30 protein-coding genes, 1 tRNA gene, 3 rRNA genes and 1 pseudogene are annotated in these 26,976 nt (G+C 51.9%); 10 read left to right on the top strand and 25 right to left on the bottom strand.

Features of this window, described 5'->3' with window-relative positions:
* Positions 1 to 62 precede the first annotated feature (62 nt).
* From ACMGGR_RS01580 to ACMGGR_RS01565, 4 genes are all read left to right on the top strand, one after another.
* Complete coding sequence (locus tag ACMGGR_RS01580; protein WP_414148006.1) at positions 63 to 1,088, top strand: amino acid ABC transporter substrate-binding protein; 1,026 nt, start codon at positions 63 to 65, stop codon at positions 1,086 to 1,088.
* Positions 1,089 to 1,155: 67 nt separating this feature from the next.
* Positions 1,156 to 2,334: an amino acid ABC transporter permease gene (locus tag ACMGGR_RS01575; protein ID WP_246762642.1), complete on the top strand. Its 1,179-nt coding sequence runs from the start codon at positions 1,156 to 1,158 to the stop codon at positions 2,332 to 2,334.
* 15 nt (positions 2,335 to 2,349) lie between these two features.
* Positions 2,350 to 3,450, top strand: coding sequence for an amino acid ABC transporter permease (locus ACMGGR_RS01570; protein WP_246762641.1), 1,101 nt, complete (start codon positions 2,350 to 2,352; stop codon positions 3,448 to 3,450).
* Between the two features lie 8 nt (positions 3,451 to 3,458).
* Positions 3,459 to 4,220: an amino acid ABC transporter ATP-binding protein gene (locus ACMGGR_RS01565; protein ID WP_281434728.1), complete on the top strand. Its 762-nt coding sequence runs from the start codon at positions 3,459 to 3,461 to the stop codon at positions 4,218 to 4,220.
* Between the two features lie 238 nt (positions 4,221 to 4,458).
* Here ACMGGR_RS01565 and rrf read toward each other — a convergent pair.
* The 4 genes from rrf to ACMGGR_RS01545 all read right to left on the bottom strand — a co-directional run bounded on the left by rrf (position 4,459) and on the right by ACMGGR_RS01545 (position 9,501).
* Positions 4,459 to 4,574, bottom strand: a 5S ribosomal RNA gene (rrf, locus tag ACMGGR_RS01560).
* A gap of 103 nt (positions 4,575 to 4,677) precedes the next feature.
* Positions 4,678 to 7,579, bottom strand: a 23S ribosomal RNA gene (locus ACMGGR_RS01555).
* A 218-nt stretch (positions 7,580 to 7,797) separates the two neighbouring features.
* A tRNA-Glu gene (locus ACMGGR_RS01550) sits at positions 7,798 to 7,872 on the bottom strand.
* 87 nt (positions 7,873 to 7,959) lie between these two features.
* Positions 7,960 to 9,501, bottom strand: a 16S ribosomal RNA gene (locus ACMGGR_RS01545).
* The 16S, 23S and 5S rRNA genes sit together here with 1 tRNA gene alongside, the layout of an rRNA operon.
* A gap of 512 nt (positions 9,502 to 10,013) precedes the next feature.
* Here ACMGGR_RS01545 and ACMGGR_RS01540 point away from each other — a divergent pair.
* Positions 10,014 to 10,570 (top strand): annotated as a pseudogene (locus tag ACMGGR_RS01540) (gamma carbonic anhydrase family protein).
* Here the strand turns inward: ACMGGR_RS01540 and ACMGGR_RS01535 are convergent.
* From ACMGGR_RS01535 to dprA, 6 genes are read right to left on the bottom strand one after another with little or no spacing between them, the layout of a single operon-like run.
* Complete coding sequence (locus ACMGGR_RS01535) at positions 10,546 to 10,797, bottom strand: DUF1488 domain-containing protein (RefSeq protein WP_246761037.1); 252 nt, start codon at positions 10,795 to 10,797, stop codon at positions 10,546 to 10,548. The pseudogene ACMGGR_RS01540 and the gene ACMGGR_RS01535 overlap by 25 nt on opposite strands.
* On the bottom strand, positions 10,794 to 11,612 hold the full coding sequence (gene aroE, locus ACMGGR_RS01530) for a shikimate dehydrogenase (RefSeq protein WP_414148005.1): 819 nt from the start codon (positions 11,610 to 11,612) through the stop codon (positions 10,794 to 10,796). Before aroE ends, ACMGGR_RS01535 begins: the two co-directional genes overlap by 4 nt.
* A gap of 3 nt (positions 11,613 to 11,615) precedes the next feature.
* On the bottom strand, positions 11,616 to 12,185 hold the full coding sequence (gene tsaC, locus ACMGGR_RS01525) for an L-threonylcarbamoyladenylate synthase type 1 TsaC (protein WP_414148004.1): 570 nt from the start codon (positions 12,183 to 12,185) through the stop codon (positions 11,616 to 11,618).
* Entirely contained in the window at positions 12,178 to 12,732 is a 555-nt protein-coding gene (locus ACMGGR_RS01520; RefSeq protein ID WP_414148003.1) for a topoisomerase DNA-binding C4 zinc finger domain-containing protein, read from the bottom strand. The genes tsaC and ACMGGR_RS01520 overlap by 8 nt, the downstream gene beginning before the upstream one ends.
* Positions 12,733 to 12,757: 25 nt before the next feature.
* Positions 12,758 to 13,231, bottom strand: coding sequence for a DUF494 family protein Smg (smg, locus tag ACMGGR_RS01515; RefSeq protein WP_246761045.1), 474 nt, complete (start codon positions 13,229 to 13,231; stop codon positions 12,758 to 12,760).
* Positions 13,203 to 14,327 carry a DNA-protecting protein DprA gene (gene dprA, locus ACMGGR_RS01510; protein WP_246761047.1) on the bottom strand — a complete coding sequence of 375 codons (1,125 nt, stop codon included), beginning with the start codon at positions 14,325 to 14,327 and terminating at the stop codon, positions 13,203 to 13,205. Before dprA ends, smg begins: the two co-directional genes overlap by 29 nt.
* Before the next feature lie 118 nt (positions 14,328 to 14,445).
* Here dprA and def point away from each other — a divergent pair, with 118 nt between their 5' ends.
* The 5 genes from def (at position 14,446) to mscL (ending at position 19,256) form a co-directional block, all read left to right on the top strand.
* Positions 14,446 to 14,955: a peptide deformylase gene (def, locus tag ACMGGR_RS01505; RefSeq protein WP_246761049.1), complete on the top strand. Its 510-nt coding sequence runs from the start codon at positions 14,446 to 14,448 to the stop codon at positions 14,953 to 14,955.
* 24 nt (positions 14,956 to 14,979) lie between these two features.
* Positions 14,980 to 15,924 carry a methionyl-tRNA formyltransferase gene (gene fmt, locus ACMGGR_RS01500; RefSeq protein WP_246761051.1) on the top strand — a complete coding sequence of 315 codons (945 nt, stop codon included), beginning with the start codon at positions 14,980 to 14,982 and terminating at the stop codon, positions 15,922 to 15,924.
* A gap of 43 nt (positions 15,925 to 15,967) precedes the next feature.
* Positions 15,968 to 17,257 carry a 16S rRNA (cytosine(967)-C(5))-methyltransferase RsmB gene (gene rsmB / locus ACMGGR_RS01495; RefSeq protein ID WP_414148002.1) on the top strand — a complete coding sequence of 430 codons (1,290 nt, stop codon included), beginning with the start codon at positions 15,968 to 15,970 and terminating at the stop codon, positions 17,255 to 17,257.
* Positions 17,258 to 17,312: 55 nt separating this feature from the next.
* Positions 17,313 to 18,689 (top strand): Trk system potassium transporter TrkA, encoded by a 1,377-nt coding sequence (gene trkA, locus ACMGGR_RS01490; protein ID WP_246761055.1) that lies wholly within the window; start codon positions 17,313 to 17,315, stop codon positions 18,687 to 18,689.
* 156 nt (positions 18,690 to 18,845) lie between these two features.
* The gene (gene mscL / locus ACMGGR_RS01485; RefSeq protein ID WP_246761057.1) at positions 18,846 to 19,256 is read left to right on the top strand and encodes a large-conductance mechanosensitive channel protein MscL; all 411 of its coding nucleotides are present in this window, start codon (positions 18,846 to 18,848) and stop codon (positions 19,254 to 19,256) included.
* Positions 19,257 to 19,258: 2 nt separating this feature from the next.
* On the opposite strand, the gene ACMGGR_RS01480 is transcribed toward mscL, so the two are convergent.
* From ACMGGR_RS01480 to rplF, 15 genes are all read right to left on the bottom strand, one after another.
* A complete protein-coding gene (locus tag ACMGGR_RS01480) occupies positions 19,259 to 19,498 on the bottom strand; it encodes an alternative ribosome-rescue factor A (RefSeq protein WP_414148001.1) in 240 nt (79 codons plus the stop codon).
* A 55-nt stretch (positions 19,499 to 19,553) separates the two neighbouring features.
* Positions 19,554 to 19,976 (bottom strand): Zn(2+)-responsive transcriptional regulator, encoded by a 423-nt coding sequence (gene zntR / locus ACMGGR_RS01475; RefSeq protein WP_246761061.1) that lies wholly within the window; start codon positions 19,974 to 19,976, stop codon positions 19,554 to 19,556.
* Positions 19,976 to 20,347 (bottom strand): DUF1992 domain-containing protein, encoded by a 372-nt coding sequence (locus ACMGGR_RS01470; RefSeq protein ID WP_246761062.1) that lies wholly within the window; start codon positions 20,345 to 20,347, stop codon positions 19,976 to 19,978. The genes zntR and ACMGGR_RS01470 overlap by 1 nt, the downstream gene beginning before the upstream one ends.
* 115 nt (positions 20,348 to 20,462) lie before the next feature.
* Positions 20,463 to 20,846 (bottom strand): 50S ribosomal protein L17, encoded by a 384-nt coding sequence (rplQ, locus tag ACMGGR_RS01465; protein ID WP_246761064.1) that lies wholly within the window; start codon positions 20,844 to 20,846, stop codon positions 20,463 to 20,465.
* Between the two features lie 40 nt (positions 20,847 to 20,886).
* Complete coding sequence (locus tag ACMGGR_RS01460; RefSeq protein WP_002919219.1) at positions 20,887 to 21,876, bottom strand: DNA-directed RNA polymerase subunit alpha; 990 nt, start codon at positions 21,874 to 21,876, stop codon at positions 20,887 to 20,889.
* Between the two features lie 25 nt (positions 21,877 to 21,901).
* On the bottom strand, positions 21,902 to 22,522 hold the full coding sequence (gene rpsD, locus ACMGGR_RS01455; RefSeq protein ID WP_246761065.1) for a 30S ribosomal protein S4: 621 nt from the start codon (positions 22,520 to 22,522) through the stop codon (positions 21,902 to 21,904).
* Positions 22,523 to 22,554: 32 nt separating this feature from the next.
* Complete coding sequence (rpsK, locus tag ACMGGR_RS01450; RefSeq protein WP_034899652.1) at positions 22,555 to 22,944, bottom strand: 30S ribosomal protein S11; 390 nt, start codon at positions 22,942 to 22,944, stop codon at positions 22,555 to 22,557.
* A gap of 16 nt (positions 22,945 to 22,960) precedes the next feature.
* Complete coding sequence (gene rpsM / locus ACMGGR_RS01445; protein ID WP_048917626.1) at positions 22,961 to 23,317, bottom strand: 30S ribosomal protein S13; 357 nt, start codon at positions 23,315 to 23,317, stop codon at positions 22,961 to 22,963.
* Between the two features lie 136 nt (positions 23,318 to 23,453).
* Positions 23,454 to 23,570 (bottom strand): 50S ribosomal protein L36, encoded by a 117-nt coding sequence (gene rpmJ / locus ACMGGR_RS01440; protein ID WP_004160566.1) that lies wholly within the window; start codon positions 23,568 to 23,570, stop codon positions 23,454 to 23,456.
* 32 nt (positions 23,571 to 23,602) lie between these two features.
* On the bottom strand, positions 23,603 to 24,934 hold the full coding sequence (gene secY / locus ACMGGR_RS01435; RefSeq protein ID WP_124233601.1) for a preprotein translocase subunit SecY: 1,332 nt from the start codon (positions 24,932 to 24,934) through the stop codon (positions 23,603 to 23,605).
* Positions 24,935 to 24,941: 7 nt separating this feature from the next.
* Positions 24,942 to 25,376, bottom strand: coding sequence for a 50S ribosomal protein L15 (gene rplO, locus ACMGGR_RS01430; RefSeq protein WP_125290979.1), 435 nt, complete (start codon positions 25,374 to 25,376; stop codon positions 24,942 to 24,944).
* Positions 25,377 to 25,379: 3 nt separating this feature from the next.
* On the bottom strand, positions 25,380 to 25,559 hold the full coding sequence (gene rpmD / locus ACMGGR_RS01425; protein ID WP_004160569.1) for a 50S ribosomal protein L30: 180 nt from the start codon (positions 25,557 to 25,559) through the stop codon (positions 25,380 to 25,382).
* A gap of 5 nt (positions 25,560 to 25,564) precedes the next feature.
* Entirely contained in the window at positions 25,565 to 26,065 is a 501-nt protein-coding gene (gene rpsE, locus ACMGGR_RS01420) for a 30S ribosomal protein S5 (RefSeq protein ID WP_020322763.1), read from the bottom strand.
* A 14-nt stretch (positions 26,066 to 26,079) separates the two neighbouring features.
* Complete coding sequence (rplR, locus tag ACMGGR_RS01415; RefSeq protein ID WP_004160572.1) at positions 26,080 to 26,433, bottom strand: 50S ribosomal protein L18; 354 nt, start codon at positions 26,431 to 26,433, stop codon at positions 26,080 to 26,082.
* 9 nt (positions 26,434 to 26,442) lie between these two features.
* Positions 26,443 to 26,976 carry a 50S ribosomal protein L6 gene (rplF, locus tag ACMGGR_RS01410; protein ID WP_246761067.1) on the bottom strand — a complete coding sequence of 178 codons (534 nt, stop codon included), beginning with the start codon at positions 26,974 to 26,976 and terminating at the stop codon, positions 26,443 to 26,445.

Here is a 26,976-nt window from a genome sequence, read left to right as displayed (position 1 = left end):
GGATAAGTGCATCGTCGTATGCGCTGACCTATAACAAACGATTACGCCACACAGGATGCTTTATGAAAAAAATGATGCTTTCTACTTTGGTGACCGCTGCCGCGCTCTTCGCCGTTGCTAACCAGGCTCACGCAGGGACCACGCTGGACGCGATTAAAAAGAAAGGTTTTGTGCAATGCGGTATCAGTGATGGCCTGCCTGGCTTTTCGTTTGCCGATGCCAGCGGCAAATTTAGCGGTATTGACGTCGACGTATGTCGAGCTGCCGCCGCAGCTGTTTTTGGGGATGCGACAAAGGTGAAATACACCCCGTTAACCGCGAAAGAACGTTTTACCGCTCTGCAATCTGGCGAGGTAGATATTCTTTCACGTAATACGACATGGACTTCTTCTCGCGATGGCGGCATGGGCTTCCTGTTTGCAGGCGTTAACTATTACGACGGTATCGGGTTTTTGACCCACCAGAAAGCGGGTCTTAAAAGCGCTAAAGAGCTGGACGGCGCTACCGTCTGTATCCAGGCCGGTACAGATACCGAGCTGAATGTTGCCGACTATTTTAAAGCCAATAAGATGCAGTATACGCCGGTAACCTTCGATCGTTCTGACGAGTCGGCAAAAGCGCTTGATACCGGCCGCTGCGACACGCTGGCATCCGACCAGTCTCAGCTTTATGCGCTGCGCATCAAGCTGGGCAAACCTGATGACTTTATCGTGCTGCCAGAAGTTATCTCCAAGGAACCGCTGGGGCCGGTGGTTCGCCGCGGCGACGACGACTGGTTTACAATCGTTAAATGGTCGCTGTATGCCATGCTGAATGCGGAAGAGATGGGGATCACCTCAAAAAATGTTGACGAGATGTCAGCCAGCCCAACCACGCCAGATATGGCTCACCTGCTGGGCTCAGAGGGTGATTTTGGTAAGGATCTGAAGCTGGATAACAAATGGGCTTTCAACATTATCAAGCAGGTTGGTAATTACCAGGAAGTTTTTGACCGTAACGTAGGCAAAGACAGCCAGCTTAAGATTGCTCGCGGCCAGAATGCGCTCTGGAATAAAGGCGGCATCCAGTACGCCCCGCCGGTACGTTAATTCCCCGCAACAACAAGGCGCCACTAAGCTGGCGCCTTTATTAGCCTTGCCGTTACGAGGTCTTACCATGTCACAACGCCCATCCGTAAAAAGGGACTTTTCTTTTAGTAATCCTGCGGTGCGCGCCTGGCTATTTCAGGCCGGCGCCGTAGCGCTGGTTTTAGCCGCCGCCGGCTATTTGCTTCACAACACCGTTATTAATCTGGCCAGCCGTGGTATTACGTCCGGTTTTGGTTTTCTGGAGCGTAGCGCCGGTTTCGGCATCGTTCAGCACCTGATTGATTACAGCGAAGGCGATACCTATGCGCGCGTATTTATGGTCGGTCTGACTAATACGCTTCTGGTTTCTGCACTCTGCATTGTTTTTGCTTCTTTTTTAGGTTTTTTTATCGGGCTTGCACGCCTGTCGGACAACTGGCTGCTGCGCAAACTCTCCACTATCTATATTGAAATTTTCCGTAATATCCCGCCGTTGCTGCAAATTTTCTTCTGGTACTTTGCCGTACTGCGTAATCTGCCGGGACCGCGCCAGGCGGTAAATGCTTTCGATCTGTTTTTTGTCAGTAATCGGGGGCTCTATATTCCCTTTCCCAATGCGGCTGCGGGTATATGGCCTTTTATTGTTGCCGTATTGCTAGCAATTGCAGCCAGTATCGCGCTGTTTCGCTACAACCGTACCTACCAGTTAAAAACGGGACAGCTAAGGCGCAGCTGGCCTTTGGCGCTGGCTATGCTGCTGATTTTACCTCTGGCTGCAAACCTTGTATTTGGCGCGGCCATACACTGGGATATTCCAGCGCTGCATGGATTCAATTTCCGCGGTGGTTTCGCTCTGATCCCTGAACTGGCCTCCTTGACGCTGGCGCTTTCTATCTATACCTCTTCTTTTATAGCTGAGGTTATTCGCTCCGGGATCCAGTCAGTGCCGCACGGCCAGCACGAAGCCGCGCGTTCACTGGGCTTACCTAATCCGGTAACGCTGCGCCAGGTGATTATTCCGCAGGCGATGCGCGTCATCATCCCACCTTTAACCAGCCAGTATCTGAATATCGTTAAAAACTCTTCCCTGGCTGCCGCTATTGGCTATCCCGATATGGTATCGCTCTTTGCCGGTACGGTCCTGAACCAAACGGGCCAGGCGATTGAAACCATTGCTATCACTATGGGCGTCTATCTGATTATCAGCCTGCTGATTTCGTTACTGATGAACATCTACAACCGCAAAATCCGCCTGGTTGAACGCTAAGAAAACGGGATAACTATGACTTTAACGACGCATGAAACTCAGCCTGTCCCGGAAAATGCTTTCACCAGGGCCATAAAATGGACAAGGAAAAATCTGTTTTCAAGCTGGGGTAACTCTCTGCTGACGCTTTTTTGCCTGTGGGCAATCTGGCAAATCATTCCGCCAGCGCTTAACTGGCTGGTTTTTCAGGCTAACTGGATTGGTTCGACGAGGGCAGACTGCACCAAAGAAGGAGCATGCTGGGTATTTATTCACGCCCGTTTTGGTCAGTTTATGTATGGCCTTTATCCGCACGAGCTGCGCTGGCGCATTAATCTGGCATTAGCTATTGGGCTGATCTCCCTTATTCCTTTATTCATGAAATCAATGCCGCGCCGCGGTTGGTATCTTGCCGCCTGGGCAGTTACCTTTCCTCTGGTCGTCTGGTTATTGTTGTACGGCGGTTTCTTTGGCCTGGAAAGGGTCGAAACACGTCAATGGGGCGGGCTGACGCTAACGTTGATTATTGCCTCTGTTGGCATTGCGGGCGCATTGCCGTTAGGCATCCTTTTGGCGCTAGGACGTCGTTCGACTATGCCAGTTGTGCGCGCGCTGTCAGTTATCTTTATTGAGTTCTGGCGAGGCGTGCCGCTGATTACCGTGCTTTTTATGTCCTCGGTTATGCTGCCGCTTTTTATGTCGGAAGGGAGCAGTATCGACAAGCTGGTTCGCGCACTGGTTGGCGTCATTTTGTTTCAGTCAGCCTACGTGGCGGAAGTAGTGCGTGGTGGTCTGCAAGCTCTGCCTAAGGGGCAATATGAGGCGGCAGAGTCGCTGGCTCTGGGCTACTGGAAAACTCAGATGCTGATCATTTTGCCACAGGCATTAAAGATGGTTATTCCCGGCCTGGTTAATACAATTATCGCGCTGTTTAAGGATACCAGCCTGGTCATTATCATCGGGCTTTTTGACCTGTTTAGTAGCGTACAGCAGGCCACTGTCGATCCCGCGTGGCTTGGTATGTCGACCGAAGGCTATGTTTTTGCCGCTCTGGTTTACTGGATTTTTTGTTTCAGCATGTCGCGCTATAGCCAGTATCTGGAAAAGCGTTTTCACACCGGGCGTACGCCGCATTAAGGATTATCATGACAAATTTACCGCTCCAGACTGACGATAAAATGATGATTACACTGGAAAACGTTAATAAGTGGTATGGGCAGTTTCACGTATTAAAAAATATCAATCTGCAGGTAAAACCTCGCGAACGTATTGTGCTGTGCGGCCCTTCCGGCTCGGGTAAATCAACCACTATCCGCTGTATCAACCATCTGGAAGAGCATCAGCAGGGGCGAATAGTTGTTGATGGTATTCATCTGAATGAAGATCTTCGCAATATTGAGCGGGTGCGGACTGAAGTTGGTATGGTATTCCAGCACTTTAACCTTTTCCCGCATCTAAGCGTGCTACAAAACTGCACGCTTGCACCCATATGGGTGCGAAAAACGGCAAAGAAGGAAGCCGAAGAGCTGGCAATGCACTATCTGGAAAGGGTACGCATAGCTGAACACGCACATAAATTTCCCGGACAGCTTTCAGGCGGACAGCAGCAGCGTGTTGCTATTGCCCGTTCGCTCTGTATGAAACCTAAGATTATGCTGTTTGATGAACCAACATCCGCGCTGGATCCGGAAATGGTTAAAGAAGTTTTAGACACGATGATTGGTCTGGCGGAAGACGGGATGACGATGCTTTGCGTCACGCATGAAATGGGGTTTGCGCGTACCGTGGCGGACCGCGTGATCTTTATGGATCGGGGAGAGATAGTGGAGCAGGCGCCGCCACAGGAATTCTTTGCTGCACCTAAATCAGAACGCACGCGCGCCTTTCTTTCGCAGGTTATTCATTAATTTTCCACAGTCCGGACAGCGCCGAAAAGATCTCTTCAGCAAGTCAGACTGTGATAATAAACAGGAGCCAGCCTGGTTACAGGCTGGCCCCTGTATCCGAATCCCGCAGATGCAAAATAGTGTTATTAAAAGCGGGTTTCGTGACGCAAAAATGCAGAGTGCTGTCCTGAGAAGCGGGTTTTCCGGCGCGCAAATGCAAAAAACCCTGACCGTAAGGTCAGGGTTATCGCAGTCTGATGCCTGGCAGTTCCCTACTCTCGCATGGGGAGACCCCACACTACCATCGGCGCTACGGCGTTTCACTTCTGAGTTCGGCATGGGGTCAGGTGGGACCACCGCGCTAAAGCCGCCAGGCAAATTCTGTTCTTCACGCCGCCCGCGGGCCGCGCAAAGTTATCCGGGAACAAAGCTGAAAATTCTGTGTCTCTCAACACTGCCAGAACGCTTCTGGCGTTGTAAGGTTAAGCCTCACGGGTCATTAGTACCGGTTAGCTCAACGCATCGCTGCGCTTACACATCCGGCCTATCAACGTCGTCGTCTTCAACGTCCCTTCAGGTGGCGTATAGCCACAGGGAGAACTCATCTCGAGGCAAGTTTCGCGCTTAGATGCTTTCAGCGCTTATCTTTTCCGCACTTAGCTACCGGGCAATGCCACTGGCGTGACAACCCGAACACCAGCGGTGCGTTCACTCCGGTCCTCTCGTACTAGGAGCAACCCCTCTCAATTCTCCAGCGCCCACGGCAGATAGGGACCGAACTGTCTCACGACGTTCTAAACCCAGCTCGCGTACCACTTTAAACGGCGAACAGCCGTACCCTTGGGACCTACTTCAGCCCCAGGATGTGATGAGCCGACATCGAGGTGCCAAACACCGCCGTCGATATGAACTCTTGGGCGGTATCAGCCTGTTATCCCCGGAGTACCTTTTATCCGTTGAGCGATGGCCCTTCCATACAGAACCACCGGATCACTATGACCTGCTTTCGCACCTGCTCGAGCCGTCACTCTCGCAGTCAAGCCAGCTTATGCCATTGCACTAACCTCACGATGTCCGACCGTGATTAGCTGACCTTCGTGCTCCTCCGTTACTCTTTGGGAGGAGACCGCCCCAGTCAAACTACCCACCAGACACTGTCCCCACGCCGGATTACGGCGCCAGGTTAGAACATCAAACGTTAAAGGGTGGTATTTCAAGGATGGCTCCACGCAGACTGGCGTCCACGCTTCAAAGCCTCCCACCTATCCTACACATCAAGGCTCAATGTTCAGTGTCAAGCTGTAGTAAAGGTTCACGGGGTCTTTCCGTCTTGCCGCGGGTACACTGCATCTTCACAGCGAGTTCAATTTCACTGAGTCTCGGGTGGAGACAGCCTGGCCATCATTACGCCATTCGTGCAGGTCGGAACTTACCCGACAAGGAATTTCGCTACCTTAGGACCGTTATAGTTACGGCCGCCGTTTACCGGGGCTTCGATCAAGAGCTTCTCCTTGCGGATAACCCCATCAATTAACCTTCCGGCACCGGGCAGGCGTCACACCGTATACGTCCACTTTCGTGTTTGCACAGTGCTGTGTTTTTAATAAACAGTTGCAGCCAGCTGGTATCTTCGACTGGCTTCGGCTCGGGGAGCAAGTCCCTCCACCTACGCGCCAGCGTGCCTTCTCCCGAAGTTACGGCACCATTTTGCCTAGTTCCTTCACCCGAGTTCTCTCAAGCGCCTTGGTATTCTCTACCTGACCACCTGTGTCGGTTTGGGGTACGATTCTGTGTTACCTGGAGCTTAGAGGCTTTTCCTGGAAGCAGGGCATCTGTTACTTCAGCACCGTAGTGCCTCGTCGTCACGCCTCAGCCTTAAGCATCCGGATTTGCCTGGATGCTCAGCCTACACGCTTAAACCGGGACAACCGTCGCCCGGCCAACATAGCCTTCTCCGTCCCCCCTTCGCAGTAACACCGAGTACAGGAATATTAACCTGTTTCCCATCGACTACGCCTTTCGGCCTCGCCTTAGGGGTCGACTCACCCTGCCCCGATTAACGTTGGACAGGAACCCTTGGTCTTCCGGCGAGCGGGCTTTTCACCCGCTTTATCGTTACTTATGTCAGCATTCGCACTTCTGATACCTCCAGCAGCCCTCACAGGCCACCTTCGACGGCTTACAGAACGCTCCCCTACCCAACAACACATAGTGTCGCTGCCGCAGCTTCGGTGCATGGTTTAGCCCCGTTACATCTTCCGCGCAGGCCGACTCGACCAGTGAGCTATTACGCTTTCTTTAAATGATGGCTGCTTCTAAGCCAACATCCTGGCTGTCTGTGCCTTCCCACATCGTTTCCCACTTAACCATGACTTTGGGACCTTAGCTGGCGGTCTGGGTTGTTTCCCTCTTCACGACGGACGTTAGCACCCGCCGTGTGTCTCCCGTGATAACATTCTCCGGTATTCGCAGTTTGCATCGGGTTGGTAAGCCGGGATGGCCCCCTAGCCGAAACAGTGCTCTACCCCCGGAGATGAATTCACGAGGCGCTACCTAAATAGCTTTCGGGGAGAACCAGCTATCTCCCGGTTTGATTGGCCTTTCACCCCCAGCCACAGGTCATCCGCTAATTTTTCAACATTAGTCGGTTCGGTCCTCCAGTTAGTGTTACCCAACCTTCAACCTGCCCATGGCTAGATCACCGGGTTTCGGGTCTATACCCTGCAACTTAACGCCCAGTTAAGACTCGGTTTCCCTGCGGCTCCCCTATACGGTTAACCTTGCTACAGAATATAAGTCGCTGACCCATTATACAAAAGGTACGCAGTCACACCACAAGGATGCTCCCACTGCTTGTACGTACACGGTTTCAGGTTCTGTTTCACTCCCCTCGCCGGGGTTCTTTTTGCCTTTCCCTCACGGTACTGGTTCACTATCGGTCAGTCAGGAGTATTTAGCCTTGGAGGATGGTCCCCCCATCTTCAGACAGGATATCACGTGTCCCGCCCTACTCTTCGAACTCACAATAAGTGTATCTTCGTGTACGGGAGTATCACCCTGTACCCTGCGACTTTCCAGACGCTTCCACTGACACACAAACTGATGATGGTTCCGGGCTGTTCCCCGTTCGCTCGCCGCTACTGGGGGAATCTCGGTTGATTTCTTTTCCTCTGGGTACTTAGATGTTTCAGTTCCCCAGGTTCGCCTTGCAGCACTATGTATTCATGCTGCAATGATGCACAAGTGCACCGGGTTTCCCCATTCGGGTATCGTCGGTTGTAACGGTTCATATCACCTTACCGACGCTTATCGCAGATTAGCACGCCCTTCATCGCCTCTGACTGCCAGGGCATCCACCGTGTACGCTTAGTCACTTAACCTCACAACCCACAAGCGTCCCGAAAGACACATTGCTGTTGCAGGCATTGAGAGACTCGACCACATCGCTTTGTTCATTCTTATTACGGAGAATGAACGCGACGCGTCGTTTCAATTTTCAGCTTGTTCCGGATTGTTAAAGAGCAAATATCTCAAACGTGGCTCGTAAGCCAGTTTTGAGATACTTCGTGGAGACACCTTTCACCTGTCACCAAGCAAGTGGCGTCCCCTAGGGGATTCGAACCCCTGTTGCCGCCGTGAAAGGGCGGAGTCCTAACCGCTAGACGAAGGGGACACGGGGTGTCGCGACTTCGCAGCCGTCTTGCTCTAACGTTTCTATCAGACAATCTGTGTGAGCACTTCGCGGGAAGGTATCTTCAGGTAAGGAGGTGATCCAACCGCAGGTTCCCCTACGGTTACCTTGTTACGACTTCACCCCAGTCATGAATCACAAAGTGGTAAGCGCCCTCCCGAAGGTTAAGCTACCTACTTCTTTTGCAACCCACTCCCATGGTGTGACGGGCGGTGTGTACAAGGCCCGGGAACGTATTCACCGTGGCATTCTGATCCACGATTACTAGCGATTCCGACTTCACGGAGTCGAGTTGCAGACTCCGATCCGGACTACGACGCACTTTATGAGGTCCGCTTGCTCTCGCGAGGTCGCTTCTCTTTGTATGCGCCATTGTAGCACGTGTGTAGCCCTGGCCGTAAGGGCCATGATGACTTGACGTCATCCCCACCTTCCTCCGGTTTATCACCGGCAGTCTCCTTTGAGTTCCCGACCGAATCGCTGGCAACAAAGGATAAGGGTTGCGCTCGTTGCGGGACTTAACCCAACATTTCACAACACGAGCTGACGACAGCCATGCAGCACCTGTCTCACGGTTCCCGAAGGCACTAAGGCATCTCTGCCAAATTCCGTGGATGTCAAGGCCAGGTAAGGTTCTTCGCGTTGCATCGAATTAAACCACATGCTCCACCGCTTGTGCGGGCCCCCGTCAATTCATTTGAGTTTTAACCTTGCGGCCGTACTCCCCAGGCGGTCGACTTAACGCGTTAGCTCCGGAAGCCACGCCTCAAGGGCACAACCTCCAAGTCGACATCGTTTACGGCGTGGACTACCAGGGTATCTAATCCTGTTTGCTCCCCACGCTTTCGCACCTGAGCGTCAGTCTTCGTCCAGGGGGCCGCCTTCGCCACCGGTATTCCTCCAGATCTCTACGCATTTCACCGCTACACCTGGAATTCTACCCCCCTCTACGAGACTCTAGCCTGCCAGTTTCGAATGCAGTTCCCGGGTTGAGCCCGGGGATTTCACATCCGACTTGACAGACCGCCTGCGTGCGCTTTACGCCCAGTAATTCCGATTAACGCTTGCACCCTCCGTATTACCGCGGCTGCTGGCACGGAGTTAGCCGGTGCTTCTTCTGCGGGTAACGTCAATGACAGAGCGTATTAAGCTCCATCCCTTCCTCCCCGCTGAAAGTACTTTACAACCCGAAGGCCTTCTTCATACACGCGGCATGGCTGCATCAGGCTTGCGCCCATTGTGCAATATTCCCCACTGCTGCCTCCCGTAGGAGTCTGGACCGTGTCTCAGTTCCAGTGTGGCTGGTCATCCTCTCAGACCAGCTAGGGATCGTCGCCTAGGTGAGCCGTTACCCCACCTACTAGCTAATCCCATCTGGGTTCATCCGATAGTGAGAGGCCCGAAGGTCCCCCTCTTTGGTCTTGCGACGTTATGCGGTATTAGCCACCGTTTCCAGTGGTTATCCCCCTCTATCGGGCAGATCCCCAGACATTACTCACCCGTCCGCCACTCGTCACCCGAAGAGCAAGCTCTTCTGTGCTACCGTTCGACTTGCATGTGTTAGGCCTGCCGCCAGCGTTCAATCTGAGCCATGATCAAACTCTTCAATTTAAGTTTGATTTGCTGAAACACGTTCAGCGATGCTCAAGTGTAAAACGTCATAATGAATTTTCATTATGTGTTCACTCTTAAGACTTGATATTTTTTGCGTCCGGAGACGCTGATATCAATCCTGCGAGTGCCCACACAGATTGTCTGATAAATTGTTAAAGAGCGTTGCGGTAAGCGCCGTGGCGACTTACTGCGAGGTGGCGTATCTTACGCTTTCCTCCTTCAGAGTCAACTTCTTTTTCAGAAGTTTTTCTCCGGCGATTCAGCTTCCTGAACCTCTCAACCCGGCGACTCGTAAGCCGTTGTTCCGTGTCGATGGAGGCGCATTATAGGGATCCGTTTTCATAGCACAAGCCTTTTTTCGATCTTTCTTTTCGTTCGTTCTTTTCTTGCGCTTATCGCACCATTATTAAACAAGATGTGCATAAATGACGCTAATTCTCCCGCCACTGTTGCTCCTTTACTGCCTGTCGCACTACGCTGTGGCGATCCTTTTAAAGAAAGAGGTACCTATGACCACAAATTTACGCCCTTATAAAGATACGTTTCCGCAATGCGGCAAACGCGTCATGGTAGATAGTTCCAGCGTGGTGGTTGGCGATGTGCATTTGGGGGACGATGTCAGCATCTGGCCGCTCGTCGCCATTCGCGGCGATGTTAACAAGGTCATTATTGGCCAACGCAGTAATATCCAGGACGGTAGCGTATTGCACGTCACACCCATAAGTCGTCTGTTAACCCTGAAGGCTACCCATTACTTATTGGAGAAGATGTTACCGTTGGCCATAAAGCGATGTTACATGGCTGCCAGATTGGTAACCGTGTGCTGGTAGGGATGGGATCGATATTGCTGGATGGCGCCATAATAGAAGATGACGTGATGATTGGCGCTGGTAGCCTGGTGCCGCCGGGTAAAAGACTGACCAGCGGCTATCTCTATTTGGGCAGTCCGGTAAAGCAGGTACGGCCACTTACTGAAGCTGAAATCGGTGGCCTGCTCTATTCATCAAAAAATTACGTCGGCTGGAAGGACGATTATCTTGCTCAGGAAAGCCAAACCCACCCCTGAGCATCTTCTCTTTCTGCTTTGATGGCTTCTTCTGCCTCTTCCTCCAAATCCCAACGGTGCTGATGAAAAAACTCAAGCACCGTTTGGTCGCTGCCATAACGACTAATCAGCGATTCGCCGCTGACAGCGCACACCATCTGAAAGCCGTTAACCAGAGCCGGAAAGCACACGGCGCCTGCCGACTCATCCCACCACTCCCGATCGGGAAACTGGATCGCCTGATTCATGCCTGTAGTTCAGCCTGCAATACGGCGATGACGGGCGCGACTTCAGGGAAAACGTTATGCCATAAAAAGAACGACCAGGCAGCCTGCCCGACTAACATCCCCAGCCCATCCGCCATACGTATTGCGCCATACTGCTGGCACCAGCGCAGAAAAGGTGTTGGGCCGACCTGATAAAACATGTCATAGCAGCAGGTTTGCTTGCTGATTAATGAAGGAGGAATTGCCGGGACTTCACCACCCACGCCGCTGGAGGTAGCGTTGATAATCAGGTCAAACTGCATGTCTGCTAACTGGTCCATTGCCCGCGCGGTAATCTCACCTGCATGCTGAAAAATTTCAGCCAGGGTATGAGCTTTATCCACGGTACGGTTAGTAATAGTCAGCCGGCAGCCTAAAGAAAGCAGAGGCAGGATTACGCCTCGCGCGGCACCGCCGGCTCCCACCAGCAAAACGCTATCACCGGGCTTAACCAGTTCCAGCCTTTCCAGGTCGCTAAGCAAACCGATGCCGTCCGTGTTATCGCCCAACAGTCGCCCATCTTCCAGCTTCTTTATAGTATTCACTGCACCAGCAAGGGAAGCGCGCTCGCTAAGCTCATCCACCAGCCGATAAGCCTGCTCTTTAAAGGGCAAAGTGACGTTTGCGCCAGCACCGCCCTGAGCCATAAACCCGGCTACTGACTCAGGAAAACTGTCTACCGGCGCGCAGATACGCTCATAGGGATGAGCAATATCGGTTTGCCCGGCAAAAAGCTGATGAATACGAGGCGATTTACTGTGATTGATTGGGTTACCAAAGACCGCGAACTTCTGCATTATTTATCCCTGTCGAATCAATTCACCGGTTAAAGCATCGCGAATTTCAGACGGATTGGTACGACCGCCCGTTTCGCCCTGCAGAACGGGAAAGTCAGCGCCAAATTGCTGATGGACTTCCGCTGCCGTCCGGCAAGGCGGTAAGCCAGTCAGATTCGCGCTGGTAGAAACCAGTGGTTTGCCAAACGCCTGGCAAAGCTGCTGCACGTTCGGGTGATTGCTGACCCGCACGGCCAGCGAAGTAAAACGACCGGTCAGCCAGCGTGGCGTGGTAGCACGCGCCGGCACTACCCAGGTAACCGGACCGGGCCAGCAGGAAAACATTTTCTCTTTTTGCTCAACCGTCAACTGCGCTTCATCAATATAGGGCAGCAGCTGCTGATAATCTGATGCAATAAGTATCAACCCTTTCTCTACCGGGCGCTGTTTTAACGTAAGCAGTGCCATTACTGCTGATTCACTGTCAGGATCGCATCCCAAACCAAATACCGCTTCGGTTGGATAAGCGATAACGGCCTCTTGCCGTAAAGAGGTCAGACAGACACTTAAAGAGCCATAAAGATCGTTATTCAATGGTGTTTCCTGCTGTTACTGGCTTGCCACAGGCTTTACTGGCGCAAAAACGCCGGACGCCGCGCGCGGTTTTTTTCTCAATCAAAAGGGGAAAATGGCAGAATTCGCACTCCCCCTCTACCGGCGTAAAGTTTACCGCAAACTGGCAGGTCGGATAACGGTCGCAGGCGTGAAAAGTTTTGCCGTAGCGGGAACGCCGCTGCACCAGTTTTCCCTGATGGCACTGCGGACAGGCAACGGTGGTCTCATCGGGTTTATCAATCAGCTCCGTATGTTCACATTCAGGATAACGGCTACAGGCGATAAACATCCCGTAACGTCCCTGACGCAGCGCCAGTTCCGCTTCGCAAAGAGGACAAAACTGCCCTTCCAGTATTTTAACTATATGACCATCGGATTGGTTTTTAAGGGGACGAATGTAGTCGCAATCTGGATAAGAGGAACAGCCCAGGAACGCACCATGCTTTCCTGAGCGGATAACCAGATCTGCCCCACACTGTGGGCAGGGTTCATTTTTTCGCACAGCGAAAAGCGCTGTTTTATTCATAACATTTACGACACGAAGAGGATCTTCAGTGCACTATTCCTTCATTGACGTCGAAAAGTAGCTCTTCCATCTGCTGATAGGCGTTTTCACATCCGGGAATATTAAACAGCACCATCAGCACCACCCATTTGAGATCTTCAAGATCGAAATCAAGCGTATCCAGCGCCATGATACGTTCAATCACCATTTCACGGGTTTCCAGATTCAGCACCTGAATTTGTTCCAGAAACAGAATAAAGCCGCGACAGTTAGCGTCTAACCGCTGGCTTTCTTCTTCCGTATAGATCCGCATTGAGAGCGGATCGGCCGCCAGTAAAAACGGCGCGGCCAGGCCATCCTGATAGTCCGCCAGCTTTTCCAGCCAGTTCAACGCATTATAAATGTCTTCACGATGAAAACCGGCATCGGTTAAATCATCCGTCAATTTATCCTGATCGACGCGCATTTCGGCTTCGCTATGGATATACGTCTCAAATAAATACATCAGTACGTCGAACATGGCTTGCCCTCCTCAATCGGACATAGCCGCCGGGTACAGCTGAAATCCAACCTGCTAACTCCAGTTCAAGCAGCTTAGCTACGATGACTGGCACAGGTTGGCAGGCACGTTCAGCGACGACGTCAACAGGTGTAACCTCATCTCCTACGTTAGCCAACACATCGGCAAATGGCAATGAACTATTGTCCTGTACAGAAGAATATGTTGATGAATTTTGTACAGCGGGCAGCCATTTCAGTTCACTTTGCAACTGCTCCAGAATCGTATTGGGGTGGGCGGTGAGCAAAGCGCCCTGTTGAATCAACCAGTTCGTACCTTCACTGCCGGGATTACCCACCGCGCCGGGTACGGCATAGACATCGCGGTTTTGCTCCAGCGCCAGTCGAGCCGTCACCAGCGATCCGCTTTGCATCGCCGCCTCAACCACCAGCACACCCAGGCTTAATCCGCTAATAATCCGGTTACGGTAAGGAAAATGCCAGGGAAGCGGCGCGGCGGTAAGAGGAAACTCAGAGATGACAGCACCACCCGCAGCGACAATTTCTTTTGCCAGCGAGGCGTGTTGTCGTGGATATATTTTTTGCAGGCCGCTGCCCAGCACTGCCAGCGTTCGGCCTTTTACTTCTAACGCGGCTCGATGGGCAATACCATCTATGCCCAGCGCCAGGCCACTGGTGATAGCGATCCCGCTTAACGCCAGCGCCTGTGCGAAACAGGTTCCCCAGTTTCTGCCGTAGGCCGAGCAGTTACGGCTGCCGACAATGGCAATCTGCGGCATCGCAAGCAAAGCGGGATCGCCCATGACGTAAAGCAGTAAGGGAGCATCGCTAATGTTTTTTAGCAATGAAGGATAAAAGGCGCTGTCGCAGGTTATAAGATGATGGTCTGGATGAGCCAGCCAGGCGACGGTCCGATCGATAAGAATCTTATCCGTCTCCAGAAAAGCGCTGACCTGCTCCGAATCAAGCCCTGCCTTATACAGCTGCTCTTTTTCTGTTTTTTCCGTTTTATGCAGCGTAGTCGCTAACTGCGAACAGCGGTCGACAGATAATTTTTTAACCCCCGACAGACGCAGCCAAATCTCCGTTGACGTCATAATGCAATCCTTGCTTAGCCCTTTGGTTAACGTAGCGGGAATGCTGTCAATCATGAGGCGAAATGTCTACAATAAGAGGGATAAATCTCTTATCCCTTGAACACAAATCTGGAAAGTTATGTCCGTTTTGCAGGTATTACATTATCCCGACGATCGCCTTCGCATCGTCGCTAAACCCGTTGCAGAAGTGAATGCCGATATTCAGCGTATCGTGGACGATATGTTCGAAACGATGTACGCCGAAGAAGGTATCGGTCTGGCAGCCACGCAAGTTGATATTCATCAGCGTATTATCGTTATCGACGTTTCTGAAAATCGTGACGAACGCCTGGTGCTGATCAACCCGGAGCTGTTAGAGAAAAGCGGCGATACGGGTATTGAAGAAGGTTGTCTCTCTATCCCGGAACAGCGGGCGCTGGTGCCGCGTGCTGAAAAAGTGAAAATCCGCGCGCTGGACAGAGAAGGTAAAAGTTACGAGCTGGAAGCTGACGGCCTGCTGGCTATCTGTATCCAGCACGAAATGGATCACCTGGTCGGCAAGCTTTTTATCGATTACCTTTCGCCGCTGAAGCGCGATCGTATTCGTAAAAAGCTGGAAAAACTTTACCGCCAGACCTCGCAGGATTGATGACCATCTGAAGAAGGGAACCCCGTGTCCGACTCTTTAAATATTATCTTTGCCGGCACGCCTGACTTTGCAGCGCGTCACCTTGACGCGCTATTGTCGTCCAGCCACAAAGTCGTCGCCGTTTTTACCCAGCCCGATCGTCCTGCCGGACGTGGCAACAAGCTCACTGCCAGCCCGGTTAAGCAGCTGGCTGAACAGCATAATATTCCCGTATTCCAGCCAAAATCTCTTCGTCCGGAAGAAAACCAGCAGCTGGTTGCCCAACTGCATGCCGATGTGATGGTCGTAGTAGCCTACGGTCTGATCCTGCCTGCGGCGGTGCTGGCTATGCCGCGTCTGGGCTGTATCAATGTGCATGGTTCGCTGCTGCCGAAATGGCGTGGCGCCGCACCTATTCAACGTTCATTGTGGGCGGGCGACACACAAACAGGCGTGACCATCATGCAGATGGATCCAGGGCTGGATACCGGCGATATGCTGCATAAGCTAGCCTGCCCTATCGACGCTTCCGATACCAGCGCCAGCCTTTACCAGAAGCTTGCTGAACTTGGCCCGCAAGGCATGCTGGATACGCTTGAGCAGCTGGCAAACGGCACGGCAAATCCTGAAGTGCAGGATGAGACGCTGGTCAGCTATGCGGAAAAACTGAGTAAAGAAGAGGCGAAGCTGGACTGGTCACTCTCCGCCGCCCAGCTTGAGCGCTGTATTCGCGCTTTCAATCCCTGGCCGGTCAGCTACTTTACCGTTGAAGATCAGCCGGTAAAAGTCTGGAAAGCCTCCGTGCTGCCTCATGTCGCGAAGCAACCTGGCGAAATCATTCAGGCTGACAAAAACGGCATTCAGATTGCCACCACGGACGGCGTTTTAAATATTGAAGAGCTGCAGCCTGCCGGTAAAAAAGCCATGAAAGCCCAGGATCTGCTGAACTCCCGCCGTGAATGGTTCACCGTCGGCAACATCCTTGCCTGATTTTTCACCCGGTTTCGTGCCGGGTGCAGTTTAAAGCGATCCTATGAAAAAAAATACCAATCTGCGCAGCCTGGCTGCCGAGACTATTGTAAAAGTAGTCGAACAGGGAGAGTCGCTGAGCAATGTACTGCCCGCCGCCCAGAAATCACTGAGCGACAAAGATGCCGCGCTGCTACAGGAACTTTGTTACGGTGTTCTCCGTACGCTACCGCAGCTGGAATGGGTTATCGGTCAGCTGATGGAACGCCCAATGACGGGCAAGCAGCGCGCTATCCATTTTTTGATCATGGTTGGTCTTTATCAGCTGCTGTTCACCCGCATCCCGGCGCATGCCGCGCTGGCCGAAACCGTTGAAGGCGCCATCGCTCTTAAGCGACCGCAGCTAAAAGGCCTGATCAATGGCGTATTGCGTCAGTTCCAGCGTAGACAGGATGAGCTAACCGCTGCAATGGGCAAAGGCGACCAGCAGTATCTGCATCCAAAGTGGCTGCTGGAAAGATTAAAGCGCGCCTGGCCTGAGAACTGGCAACAAATTACAGAAGCCAATAATCAGCGTCCACCGATGTGGCTACGCGTTAATCGCCAGTACCACAGCCGCGCAGCCTGGCTGGCGCTATTGCAGGAAGCCGGCAAGAATGCCGAACCTCACCCACGTCACGCGGACGCTTTGCGCCTTGAAGCGCCTTGCGCCGTCTCGCAGCTACCCGGCTTCGAACAAGGCTGGGTAACCGTGCAGGATGCCTCGGCTCAGGGTTGCGTTGCTCTGCTTGACCCACAAAACGGCGAAACGATTCTGGATCTTTGCGCCGCGCCCGGTGGAAAAACCACGCATATCCTGGAAGCCGCTCCGCAAGCGCAGGTCATGGCCGTTGATGTTGACGCTAAGCGTCTGGCCAGGGTTAGTGAAAACCTGCAACGTCTGAATATGACGGCCGAAGTCAAAACGGGTGATGGCACGACGCCGGAAAAATGGTGCGCGAACAGGCAGTTTGACCGCATTTTACTGGACGCACCTTGTTCGGCAACCGGCGTTATTCGTCGTCATCCGGATATCAAATGGCTACGCCGCGATCGGGATATCCCGGAACTGGTTGCTGTTCAGCAGCAGATTCTGGATGCGATCTGGCCTTACCTTAAGTCTGGCGGTACGCTTTTGTATGCTACCTGCTCGGTGCTGCCGGAAGAAAACCATCAGCAAATAACGGCATTCCTGACGCGCCATGATGATGCGGTACTGTGCAGCATCGGTGACGGCGAAACGCCCGGACTACAGGTATTTCCTGACGCCCTGGACGGCGACGGATTTTACTATGCGAAACTGGTAAAAAAATAACGCCGTGGCCGGCTTGTCCGGCCTCATTATTTCCTTCTGAACAGACTGAAGCATAATGAAAATTATCATTCTTGGTGCCGGACAGGTTGGCGGAACGCTCGCTGAAAACCTGGTAGGTGAAAACAACGATATTACCGTAGTGGATACGGATTCCGGCCGCCTGCGTCAGCTTCAGGATAAATACGATCTACGCGTTGTGCAGGGGCATGGTTCCCATCCACGAGTGTTGCGAGAAGCAGGCGCGGAAGATGCAGATATGCTGGTGGCGGTAACCAGTTCAGATGAAACGAACATGGTTGCCTGTCAGGTTGCCTACTCCCTGTTTAATACGCCTAACCGGATTGCTCGTATCCGCGCGCCGGATTATCTGCGCGATGCGGAAAAACTGTTTATTCCGGAAGCCGTCCCGATCGATCATCTGATCTCGCCCGAGCAGCTGGTTATCGACAATATTTACCGCTTAATTGAGTACCCGGGTGCGTTGCAGGTGGTGAATTTTGCCGAAGGTAAAGTGAGTCTGGCCGTGGTAAAAGCCTATTACGGCGGGCCGCTGGTGGGTAATCCTTTAGCCGTTATGCGTGAACATATGCCGCATATCGATACGCGCGTAGCCGCTATCTTCCGCCAGGATCGCCCTATCCGTCCGCAAGGCTCGACCATTGTTGAAGCAGGTGACGAAGTCTTCTTTATTGCCGCCAGTCAACATATTCGGGCGGTAATGAGCGAATATCAGCGTCTGGAAAAGCCTTACAAGCGCATTATGATTGTGGGCGGCGGCAATATTGGTTTTGGCCTGGCGCAGCAGCTGGAAAAAAACTACAGCGTGAAATTGATTGAACGTAATCAGCAACGCGCTGCAGAGCTGGCCGAGCTTTTGCAGAATACGATTGTTTTTTATGGCGACGCGTCCGATCAGGAGCTGCTTGCAGAAGAGCACATCGATCAAATCGATCTTTTTATTGCCATCACTAACGACGATGAAGCGAATATCATGTCGGCGATGCTGGCCAAAAGGATGGGTGCCAAAAAAGCGATGGTGCTGATCCAGCGTAAAGCCTATGTCGATCTTGTTCAGGGCAGCGTGATCGATATTGCTATTTCACCGCAGCAGGCCACCATTTCTGCACTGTTAAGCCATGTACGAAAAGCTGACATCGTGGGGGTTTCCTCTTTACGCCGGGGTGTTGCCGAGGCAATTGAAGCCATCGCACATGGCGATGAAACCACCTCGCGCGTTGTCGGCAGATCGATCAACGACATCAAGCTGCCGCCGGGAACTATTATTGGGGCGGTTGTACGTGGAGATGACGTGATGATAGCTAATGACAATCTGCGAATTGAACAAGGCGATCATGTGGTGATGTTCCTGACCGATAAAAAGTTTGTCTCCGATGTTGAACGCCTGTTCCAGCCAAGCCCGTTCTTTCTCTGACTCAGGGGCGGAATTCATCCGCCCGCTACCCGCCTGCTCATGCGGGACTCGCTTTCGCCGAAGTTTTCTGCATCCGGCCGTTTTTCTCCTGCCTGAACATGGCAAAAGCCGGTTCGTTTGTTAGACTTACCAACTGGCACAGGAAAGGAGATAACAATGAGTTTATTCAAAGAGTTTCGCGATTTTGCTATGCGCGGCAACGTTGTCGATCTGGCGGTCGGTGTCATTATCGGTGCAGCATTCGGTAAGATCGTTTCATCTCTGGTGGCAAACATTATTATGCCACCGCTGGGGTTACTGATTGGTGGGATTGATTTTAAACAGTTTAGCTGGGTGCTGAAACCGGCAGCGGGCGATACGCCTGCCGTTGTAATGCAGTACGGTATCTTCCTGCAAAGCGTGTTCGATTTTATTATCGTGGCATTTGCTATCTTCCTGGCAATCAAGCTGATGAACAAGCTGCACAAGAAGAAAGAAGTAGAAAAACCGGCACCGAAAGTCAGCGCAGAAGAGACGCTGCTGACCGAAATCCGCGATCTGCTCAAGCAGAAAAACGGTCAGATTTAATTTTATAGCGCTTTACCGGGAACCGCCCTCAGCTGGCGGTTTTTTTCTGCCCCAGAAAGCAGAAGGCCAGTGGTAAAGTCTGCTTTACCACTGGCCTCCCGGGCTACATGTTTGTCCTTACGTCGATAGCTACCTTTACCTTTCTTATTGGCTTCGATTCGCGTTTTGAATAGCGGATCGTGCAGCAAAGCTTCTAAAGCATTATCGCGGATAACACCTTTTTTGTGCTGATACCTGGTCATTACGATTTCCTCATGTTGGTTTCGGCAAAGAATATAGGCCTGAAATGCGTAAAGATCAATCCGTCTGCGGGGACAGAGCGCCTTTTTCCAGTGCTTCAAGAATAGAGCAATAAACGCTGCTGTGAGCCGTGCCGCAGCAGGCATCGTTAAGCCTTTTTAGCGAGCGCTGCATGCGCTGTAACTCTGCGATCATTGTTTCAACTTCTGAAAGTCTGCTTTGTACGATAGTTTTAGATTCCTGACAGGTATGATGTTCGGGATCAACGCGGATCGACAACAGCTCCCGGATCGCTTCCAGCGTAAAGCCAAGCTGCCTGCCATAGCGGATAAACCGTAGACGCTGAAGATCGTTTTCACTGTATAACCGAAAGCCGCCTTCGGTGCGGATCTCGTGCTCCATCATCTGCTGCTTTTCGTAGTAGCGAATGGTATCTGGCGTTACCTCCGCAAGCTTCGCAAGCTGACCAATTTTGTACATTATTTATCTCCGAATAGCCGCTGCTGCAAACGCTCACCATATTCCTTTCTGAGAAAACCGGTATCCATTCCCGCCTGTCGAAGTTTACTTTCCAGAAGTGCAAGCCGCCTGGCATAGTGATCGCGGGTGGCGTCTTCTGGCTCCAGGCCAGCCAGCAATTCATTTAGCTCAATGGCTTCCCGACGCATTTCCAGTTCTGGCGGCAGATAGCCCGAGTTTTTTAACAGCCTGTAGGCCGCACGCAGTTCGGCTGGCACATGGCTGTCGTCATCAAGCTGTAGCTTTTTGCCGTTACCGGGCAGGTTATCAAACTCGCCGTTTTTTTGTGCTTCAGTAATGTGCTGCTCTACCAGTTGGTCAATTAACCACATGGTCACCTCACGAATGAGTGGAAAAGGGAAAGCATAACGCGTGGCGGGAGGATGGGGGAATAACAGGCATAAAAAAACCGGGCATACGCCCGGTTTTTCCAGATTGCGGCAGATATTACTCTGCTGCTTCTGCTTGAGCTTCTGGACGATCAACCAGCTCGATGTAAGCCATCGGAGCGTTGTCACCAGCGCGGAAGCCACACTTCAGAATACGAGTGTATCCACCGGCACGGCTCGCGAAACGCGGGCCCAGCTCGTTAAACAGTTTTGCCACGATCTCGTTATCACGAGTGCGGGCGAATGCCAGACGACGATTAGCTACGTTGTCGGTCTTGGCAAGAGTAATCAGCGGTTCAACTACACGACGCAGCTCTTTCGCTTTTGGCAGGGTCGTCTTGATGATTTCATGACGAACCAAAGAGCCTGCCATGTTGCGGAACATAGCCTGGCGATGGCTGCTGTTGCGGTTCAGTTGACGACCACTCTTACGATGGCGCATGACCTTATCCTTCTCAGTGAAACCTTAACCTGTGATCGGGTTATTCATCAGCGATGCTAGCGGGCGGCCAGTTTTCCAGGCGCATGCCCAGAGACAGACCACGAGAAGCCAGCACGTCTTTAATCTCGGTAAGAGATTTTTTACCAAGGTTAGGCGTTTTAAGCAGCTCAACCTCGGTACGCTGTACCAGATCACCGATGTAGTGGATAGCTTCTGCCTTAAGGCAGTTAGCAGAGCGGACAGTCAATTCCAGATCGTCAACAGGGCGCAGCAGGATCGGATCGAATTCTGGTTTCTCTTCTTTCACTTCCGGCTGACGTACATCACGTAAGTCAACGAAAGCTTCCAGTTGTTCAGCCAGAATGGTTGCCGCACGACGAATCGCCTCTTCAGGATCGATTGTGCCGTTGGTTTCCATTTCGATGACCAGCTTGTCCAGGTCAGTACGCTGTTCAACACGCGCTGCTTCAACATTGTAGGCAATACGTTCTACAGGGCTGTAGCAAGCGTCGACTAACAGACGACCGATCGGGCGCTCATCTTCTTCCGAATGAATTCGGGCAGAAGCCGGCACATAACCGCGACCACGCTGAACTTTGATACGCATGCTGATAGCCGCGTTCTCATCAGTCAGGTGGCAGATCACGTGCTGCGGCTTGACGATTTCGACATCACCATCATGGGTGATATCGGCTGCAGTCACAGGGCCAATGCCAGATTTATTCAGAGTGAGAATAACTTCATCTTTCCCCTGAACTCTTACCGCCAGCCCTTTCAGGTTGAGCAGGATTTCCAGGATATCTTCCTGTACGCCCTCTTTGGTGCTGTACTCGTGCAGTACACCATCAATTTCAACCTCGGTCACCGCGCAACCCGGCATTGATGAAAGCAGAATACGGCGCAGTGCGTTACCAAGAGTATGGCCAAAGCCACGCTCTAAAGGCTCAAGGGTCACCTTGGCGTGCGTCGAACTCACTTGCTCGATATCTACCAGGCGCGGTTTTAGAAACTCTGTCACAGAACCCTGCATTGTGTCCTCTCTTTGGTACTAAGCTTTACTTGGAGTAAAGCTCGACGATCAGGTGTTCGTTAATGTCCGCAGACAGATCGGTACGTTCAGGAATACGCTTGAACACACCTTCCATCTTAGTTGCATCAACTTCCAGCCAGGTTGGCTTTTCACGCTGCTCAGCCAGCTCCAGAGCGGCTTTCACGCGAGACTGCTTTTTGGCTTTCTCACGGATGCTAACAACGTCATTCGGAGTTACCTGATAAGAAGCGATGCTAACAACGCGACCATTTACCATGATGGATTTGTGGCTAACCAGCTGACGTGCTTCTGCACGAGTGGCACCAAAGCCCATACGATAAACTACGTTATCCAGACGACCTTCCAGCAGAGCTAACAGGTTTTCACCGGTGTTGCCTTTCAGACGTGCTGCTTCTTTATAATAGTTACGGAACTGACGCTCCAGAATGCCGTAGATACGACGAACTTTTTGCTTTTCACGTAACTGTACGCCATAGTCAGACAGACGCGGTTTACGCGCACCGTGCTGGCCAGGGGCTTGTTCAATCTTACACTTGGTATCAATCGCGCGAACGCCAGACTTCAGGAAGAGGTCTGTACCTTCGCGACGGCTCAGCTTGAGCTTAGGACCCAAATATCTTGCCATTTTCTTTCTCCAACATTCCTAAAAAACGGGCGTTATACGCGGCGTTTTTTCGGCGGACGACAACCGTTGTGAGGGATCGGAGTCACATCAGTAATATTAGTGATGCGGAAACCAGCAGCGTTCAGAGCACGAATCGTTGATTCGCGGCCCGGACCAGGACCCTTAACCATAACTTCCAGGTTCTTAATACCGTACTCTTTCACGGCGTCTGCGCAACGTTCTGCGGCAACCTGTGCAGCGAACGGCGTAGATTTACGAGAACCACGGAAACCGGAACCACCGGCTGTTGCCCAACCCAGCGCGTTACCCTGACGATCGGTAATGGTCACGATGGTGTTGTTGAAAGATGCATGGACATGAGCCACGCCATCAGAGACTTGCTTTCTTACACGCTTGCGTGCACGAACTGGTGCCTTTGCCATTATTCAATCACCCCGATTATTTCTTGATCGGTTTACGCGGACCCTTGCGGGTACGTGCGTTGGTCTTGGTACGCTGACCGCGTACTGGAAGACCACGACGATGACGTAAACCACGATAGCAACCAAGGTCCATCAGACGCTTGATGCTCAGGGTGACTTCACGACGCAGATCGCCTTCAACAACAAACTTTGCAACTGCGTCACGCAGAATGTCGATTTGTTCTTCAGACAGCTCACTGATCTTAACATTTTCAGCGATTCCCGTTGATGCACAGATAGCCTGTGAGCGGGTCTTGCCGATGCCGAAAATCGCGGTTAAGGCGATAACGGTATGTTTATGATCAGGAATGTTAATGCCTGCTATACGGGCCACTATGCACTCCTACTATTCAAATATGCGCCCCATGCTGAAAAGCCCGTTTTCAGGATACTCAAATGGAAAACGCATAGACATACAAAAGATTGGCTGGCTAATCTAGCCAGCTCAACCCGACTTTGCAAGAAAAATATTAGCCCTGACGCTGTTTATGCTTAGGCTCGGCGCTGCAAATCACACGTACGACACCATCACGACGGATGATTTTGCAGTTACGACATAATTTCTTGACGGAAGCACGAACTTTCATTTTTACTCTCCGTAACTTCTCAAGCGCCTGAATTAACGGCCGTAGCCTTTCAGGTTTGCTTTCTTCAATGCAGACTCATACTGACTGGACATCATCAGAGTTTGCACTTGAGCCATAAAGTCCATGATGACAACAACTACGATCAGCAGTGAGGTACCGCCGAAGTAGAATGGAACTTTCATTGCATCACGCATGAACTCCGGGATTAGGCAGATGAAAGTAATGTAGAGCGCACCCACCAGAGTGAGGCGTGTCATTACTTTATCAATATACTTCGCCGTCTGTTCTCCCGGACGAATTCCTGGTACAAATGCACCAGACTTCTTCAGGTTATCTGCTGTTTCACGCGGGTTGAAAACCAACGCCGTATAGAAGAAACAGAAGAAGATGATTGCAGTCGCATAGAGTAGCACATAAAGCGGTTGACCAGGCTGCAAATACATTGAAATAGTCGTCAGCCAGTTCCAACCGGTACCGCCCCCGAACCATGACGCGATGGTCGCCGGGAACAGAATAATGCTGGAAGCAAAGATTGCCGGGATAACCCCTGCCATGTTCACTTTCAACGGTAAATGTGTGCTCTGCGCAGCATAGACACGACGGCCTTGCTGACGTTTCGCATAGTTCACCACAATGCGGCGTTGACCACGCTCAACGAAAACAACGAAGAAGGTCACTGCAAATACAAGAACTGCAACCAACAGTAACAGGAGGAAGTGCAGGTCGCCTTGCCGCGCTTGCTCGATGGTATGGCCAATGGCCGGCGGTAATCCCGCAACGATACCAGCGAAGATTATGATAGAGATACCGTTGCCGATACCTCGCTCAGTAATCTGTTCGCCCAGCCACATCAGGAACATTGTCCCGGTCACCAGGCTTACAACAGCGGTAAAGTAGAAGGCAAAGCCTGGATTTAACACCAGGCCCTGCATTCCAGGCATATTCGGCAGACCGGTAGCAATACCGATAGACTGAAATATACCCAGTACCAGTGTGCCGTAGCGGGTGTACTGGCTAATCTTACGACGGCCAGCCTCCCCTTCTTTCTTTATTTCTGCCAGCGCGGGATGAACCACGGTGAGCAGCTGGATAATAATAGAGGCCGAAATATACGGCATAATACCCAGGGCAAAGATAGAAGCACGGCTCAGAGCACCACCAGAGAACATGTTAAACATTTCAATGATGGTGCCACGCTGTTGCTCAAGCAGTTTGGCAAGTACAGTGGCATCGATACCAGGGATTGGAATAAAAGAGCCAATGCGGAAAACAATCAGCGCACCAATCACAAACAGAAGTCTGCGTTTTAGTTCGCCAAAACCACCTTTGGCACTTTGAAAATCTAATCCCGGTTGCTTAGCCATCTGCTACTTATTCCTCAATTTTACCGCCAGCAGCTTCGATTGCAGCACGAGCGCCTTTAGTGACACGCAGACCGCGAACCGTTACCGGTGCAGAGACTTCGCCAGACAGGATAACCTTAGCGAATTCAATCTGAATACCGATAATGTTGGCTGCTTTCAGCGTGTTCAGGTCGACGATCCCGCCTTCAACTTTCGCCAGGTCAGACAGACGAACTTCTGTCGTAACCATTGATTTGCGAGAGGTGAAACCGAATTTCGGCAGACGACGGTACAGAGGCATCTGGCCACCTTCGAACCCGCGACGTACGCCACCGCCAGAACGAGAGTTCTGACCTTTGTGACCACGACCACCGGTTTTACCGAGGCCAGAACCGATACCACGACCCAGACGCTTGGAAGCGTGTTTAGACCCGTCGGCCGGAGACAGAGTATTTAAACGCATCTGTTACTCCTCCACTTTAACCATGTAGGAAATCGCGTTAACCATACCGCGTACAGCTGGCGTGTCTTCACGCTCTACGGTGTGGTTAATACGACGCAGACCCAGGCCAAGCAGCGTTGCCTTGTGTTTCGGCAAACGTCCGATCGAACTGCGGGTTTGAGTAATTTTAATAGTCTTAGCCATGGTCATTACCCCAGAATGTCTTCAACGGATTTGCCACGCTTGGCAGCGACCATTTCTGGGGAATTCATGTTGGCCAGGCCATCCAGCGTTGCACGAACCACGTTAATCGGGTTAGTGGAACCGTAGGCTTTAGCCAGAACGTTATGAACCCCAGCGACTTCCAGTACGGCGCGCATTGCACCGCCGGCAATGATACCGGTACCTTGAGAAGCCGGCATCATGAACACACGAGAACCTGTGTGCACACCTTTAACAGGGTGCTGCAGGGTACCGTCGTTCAGCGCGACGTTAATCATATTGCGACGGGCTTTTTCCATCGCTTTCTGGATCGCTGCTGGAACTTCACGCGCTTTACCGTAACCAAAACCGATGCGACCGTTACCGTCACCTACCACTGTCAGAGCAGTGAAAGAGAAGATACGACCACCTTTAACGGTTTTCGATACGCGATTTACCGCGATCAGCTTTTCCTGCAGTTCGCCAGCTTGTTTTTCGATGTGTGCCATCTTACACCTCTACCTTAGAACTGTAGGCCAGCTTCACGGGCAGCATCTGCCAGTGCCTGGACACGACCATGATATTGGAAACCAGAGCGGTCGAAAGAAACACCAGTGATGCCTTTTTCGATTGCGCGCTCAGCGACTGCTTTACCAACAGCTGCGGCGGCGTCTTTGTTTCCGGTGTACTTCAGTTGCTCACTGATTGCTTTTTCTACTGTAGAAGCAGCAACCAGAACTTCAGAACCGTTAGGAGCAATTACCTGTGCGTAAATATGACGCGGGGTACGATGTACCACCAGGCGAGTTGCACCCAGCTCTTTGAGCTTGCGGCGTGCGCGGGTCGCACGACGGATACGAGCAGATTTCTTATCCATAGTGTTACCTTACTTCTTCTTAGCCTCTTTGGTACGCACGACTTCGTCGGCGTAACGAACACCCTTGCCTTTATAAGGCTCAGGACGACGGTAGGCGCGCAGATCGGCTGCAACCTGACCAATCAGCTGTTTATCAGCGCCTTTCAGCACGATCTCAGTCTGAGTTGGACATTCAGCAGTGATTCCCGCAGGCAGCGCGTGTTCAACAGGGTGAGAAAAGCCCAGGGCCAGACTCACAGCGTTGCCTTTAACGGCCGCACGATAACCTACACCAACCAGCTGCAGCTTCTTAGTGAAGCCTTCGGTAACACCGATAACCATACTGTTCAGCAGTGCGCGAGAAGTACCAGCCTGTGCCCAACCGTCTGTGAAACCTTCGCGCGGAGCGAAAGTCAGAGCGTTGTCAGCATGCTTAACTTCTACAGCATTGTTGAGAGTACGAGTCAGCTCGCCGTTTTTACCTTTAATCGAAATAACCTGACCGTCGAGTTTTACCTCTACGCCGGCAGGAATGACGACAGGTGCTTTAGCAACACGAGACAT

The organism is Erwinia sp. BNK-24-b, assembly GCF_047456155.1.
Taxonomy (GTDB): domain Bacteria; phylum Pseudomonadota; class Gammaproteobacteria; order Enterobacterales; family Enterobacteriaceae; genus Erwinia; species Erwinia phyllosphaerae.
The sequence above is the reverse complement of the archived record's forward strand: the minus strand, read 5'-3'. Positions and strand labels throughout refer to the sequence as shown.

Excerpts from the sequence above, each read along its gene's own strand:
- ACMGGR_RS01580 (WP_414148006.1), top strand. The coding sequence starts at position 63 with ATGAAAAAAATGATGCTTTCTACTTTGGTGACCGCTGCCGCGCTCTTC.
- ACMGGR_RS01575 (WP_246762642.1), top strand. The coding sequence starts at position 1,156 with ATGTCACAACGCCCATCCGTAAAAAGGGACTTTTCTTTTAGTAATCCT.
- ACMGGR_RS01570 (WP_246762641.1), top strand. The coding sequence starts at position 2,350 with ATGACTTTAACGACGCATGAAACTCAGCCTGTCCCGGAAAATGCTTTC.
- ACMGGR_RS01565 (WP_281434728.1), top strand. The coding sequence starts at position 3,459 with ATGACAAATTTACCGCTCCAGACTGACGATAAAATGATGATTACACTG.
- ACMGGR_RS01535 (WP_246761037.1), bottom strand. The coding sequence starts at position 10,797 with ATGAATCAGGCGATCCAGTTTCCCGATCGGGAGTGGTGGGATGAGTCG.
- aroE (WP_414148005.1), bottom strand. The coding sequence starts at position 11,612 with ATGCAGAAGTTCGCGGTCTTTGGTAACCCAATCAATCACAGTAAATCG.
- ACMGGR_RS01520 (WP_414148003.1), bottom strand. The coding sequence starts at position 12,732 with ATGAATAAAACAGCGCTTTTCGCTGTGCGAAAAAATGAACCCTGCCCA.
- smg (WP_246761045.1), bottom strand. The coding sequence starts at position 13,231 with ATGTTCGACGTACTGATGTATTTATTTGAGACGTATATCCATAGCGAA.
- dprA (WP_246761047.1), bottom strand. The coding sequence starts at position 14,327 with ATGACGTCAACGGAGATTTGGCTGCGTCTGTCGGGGGTTAAAAAATTA.
- def (WP_246761049.1), top strand. The coding sequence starts at position 14,446 with ATGTCCGTTTTGCAGGTATTACATTATCCCGACGATCGCCTTCGCATC.
- rsmB (WP_414148002.1), top strand. The coding sequence starts at position 15,968 with ATGAAAAAAAATACCAATCTGCGCAGCCTGGCTGCCGAGACTATTGTA.
- trkA (WP_246761055.1), top strand. The coding sequence starts at position 17,313 with ATGAAAATTATCATTCTTGGTGCCGGACAGGTTGGCGGAACGCTCGCT.
- mscL (WP_246761057.1), top strand. The coding sequence starts at position 18,846 with ATGAGTTTATTCAAAGAGTTTCGCGATTTTGCTATGCGCGGCAACGTT.
- ACMGGR_RS01480 (WP_414148001.1), bottom strand. The coding sequence starts at position 19,498 with ATGACCAGGTATCAGCACAAAAAAGGTGTTATCCGCGATAATGCTTTA.
- zntR (WP_246761061.1), bottom strand. The coding sequence starts at position 19,976 with ATGTACAAAATTGGTCAGCTTGCGAAGCTTGCGGAGGTAACGCCAGAT.
- ACMGGR_RS01470 (WP_246761062.1), bottom strand. The coding sequence starts at position 20,347 with ATGTGGTTAATTGACCAACTGGTAGAGCAGCACATTACTGAAGCACAA.
- rplQ (WP_246761064.1), bottom strand. The coding sequence starts at position 20,846 with ATGCGCCATCGTAAGAGTGGTCGTCAACTGAACCGCAACAGCAGCCAT.
- ACMGGR_RS01460 (WP_002919219.1), bottom strand. The coding sequence starts at position 21,876 with ATGCAGGGTTCTGTGACAGAGTTTCTAAAACCGCGCCTGGTAGATATC.
- rpsD (WP_246761065.1), bottom strand. The coding sequence starts at position 22,522 with ATGGCAAGATATTTGGGTCCTAAGCTCAAGCTGAGCCGTCGCGAAGGT.
- rpsK (WP_034899652.1), bottom strand. The coding sequence starts at position 22,944 with ATGGCAAAGGCACCAGTTCGTGCACGCAAGCGTGTAAGAAAGCAAGTC.
- rpmJ (WP_004160566.1), bottom strand. The coding sequence starts at position 23,570 with ATGAAAGTTCGTGCTTCCGTCAAGAAATTATGTCGTAACTGCAAAATC.
- secY (WP_124233601.1), bottom strand. The coding sequence starts at position 24,934 with ATGGCTAAGCAACCGGGATTAGATTTTCAAAGTGCCAAAGGTGGTTTT.
- rplO (WP_125290979.1), bottom strand. The coding sequence starts at position 25,376 with ATGCGTTTAAATACTCTGTCTCCGGCCGACGGGTCTAAACACGCTTCC.
- rpmD (WP_004160569.1), bottom strand. The coding sequence starts at position 25,559 with ATGGCTAAGACTATTAAAATTACTCAAACCCGCAGTTCGATCGGACGT.
- rpsE (WP_020322763.1), bottom strand. The coding sequence starts at position 26,065 with ATGGCACACATCGAAAAACAAGCTGGCGAACTGCAGGAAAAGCTGATC.
- rplR (WP_004160572.1), bottom strand. The coding sequence starts at position 26,433 with ATGGATAAGAAATCTGCTCGTATCCGTCGTGCGACCCGCGCACGCCGC.
- rplF (WP_246761067.1), bottom strand. The coding sequence starts at position 26,976 with ATGTCTCGTGTTGCTAAAGCACCTGTCGTCATTCCTGCCGGCGTAGAG.